The organism is Streptomyces sp. M2CJ-2, from assembly GCF_016757295.1.
Lineage (GTDB): Bacteria > Actinomycetota > Actinomycetes > Streptomycetales > Streptomycetaceae > Streptomyces.
This window is the reverse complement of record NZ_JAESIF010000225.1, coordinates 1-1,643: the sequence shown is the minus strand read 5'-3', so window position 1 is coordinate 1,643 and position 1,643 is coordinate 1. Positions and strand designations below refer to the sequence as shown.

General features: G+C 68.6%; 2 protein-coding genes. Both read left to right on the top strand.

The features are described from left to right. The first annotated feature begins 187 nt into the window (after positions 1-187). Complete coding sequence (locus JL475_RS38965) at positions 188-586, top strand: hypothetical protein (protein ID WP_237409543.1); 399 nt, start codon at positions 188-190, stop codon at positions 584-586. Positions 587-702: 116 nt separating this feature from the next. Next, on the top strand, positions 703-1,536 hold the full coding sequence (locus JL475_RS38960) for a transposase family protein (protein ID WP_202282919.1): 834 nt from the start codon (positions 703-705) through the stop codon (positions 1,534-1,536). The last annotated feature ends 107 nt before the right edge of the window (positions 1,537-1,643 follow it).

Here is a 1,643-nt window from a genome sequence, read left to right as displayed (position 1 = left end):
AATGAAGATCCGCCATCTTGAAGGCGCTGGTCACGGGGCTGGTGTGAGTCGTTGACCGTCTCCTCGTGCTGGTCGGGGGCGGTTGTCGGAGTTCAAGATCGTCTGCCGTTTCGGCGATCACGGATCCACGGGTTTCCCGGCGTGCGCGGGGCGCCTGTCCGTACGATCCGGGCGGGAGGTGCATCGGGTGGCCCAGGACGCGGAACCGGACCTTCGCGAGCTGATCACGGCCCGCAGAGCGGAACTGGATTTGCAGGCGGAGAAGTTGAGTCAGCAGCTTCAGGAAGTACGCGAGGAGCTGGAGGAGCTCGCCGTGGCCGAGCGGGTTGCGCGTCGGCTGGCCGAGCAGCTGCGCGTGGAGCGGGAAGCGGTGCCGGCACCGGCTGCCGGGCAGGTCGCGGGCCGTGCGGTGCTACTGGTGCCGCCGCGCGAGCGGGGCATGGACGAGGCGGTGCTGCCCGCGGACTACCAGCGGATCATGGACGTGGTGCGGCGAGCGGAAGGGCCGGTCATGGTCAGGCAGGTCTGCGCCGGGCTGGGGATGTCCACCGAGCCGGCCCGCTCGGAGGCGCTGCGCGCGAGCTGAACCGGCTGGCCGAGCGGGGCTGGCTGCGCAAGCTGGCCGACGGGAAGTTCACCACCACGCTGTGAGCGTCCGCCCAGGACCGTAACCCAAGGGCCCCCGGCGGCAGTTGGTGTCGTATGCGAAACAAGACCAGCCCCGCCGGGGGCACCGAGACGGTTGTCTACCAGTCCAGCCTCACGCTGTCCACGGCCACCCTGACCCTCCTCGGCGACCTGCTGCGCGGTCACCTGAAGAAGATCGGTTCGCGGTGGCGGAAGCTGCCGCCCGGAAGAATCGCCACGATCGTGCTGGCCGTTCTCCGCCACGACCAGCGGCTTGCCGACATGGCGGGCGGCAACCGCATCTCCGCGACCACGGTGCGCCGCTGGGTGATGGAGGTGATCGAACTGCTCGCCGCGCGGGCCGAGCGGCTGGACCGCGCGCTGAAGAAGGTCACCCGAAAGGGTGGCCACGTGGTCCTGGTCGACGGCACCCTGATCCGCACCCGGCGCCGCACCGGGAAAGACAACCGGCGCAACTACAGCGGGAAACACAAGACCCACGGCCTGCTCTTCCTGGCACTCACCGACGACAAGGGCCGCCTGCTGTGGATCTCCGCGGCCCGCCCGGGACGCTCCTCGGAGATCACCACCGCCCGCTACAACAGGCTCGTCGAGCAGTTACGGGCCCACGAGCTGGGCGCCATCGGCGACCTCGGCTTCACCGGCCTGGACGACGATGTGGACAACCCCGTGGTCATCACCGGCTACAAGGCCGCCCGCACCAAGCCGCTCACGAAGGCGAAGAAGCAGGTCAACAAGCTGATCGCGTCCGTCCGCGCGGTCTGCGAGCACGCCTTCGCCCACTTGAAGAACTGGCGCATCCTCACCAAGCTCCGGCTGTCGGCCCGTTACGCGACCACGCTGCTGCGGGCGCTGCTCGTGCTGACCAACACCGAGGTCGCACGCTGACAGACGATCTTGGGAGCAGGCAACCGCCCGCGACCAGTACGAGTACGAGATCGCTGACTCACACCAGCCCCGATGACCTGCGGGTTCGAAGTTGGAGGAAGCTCAAT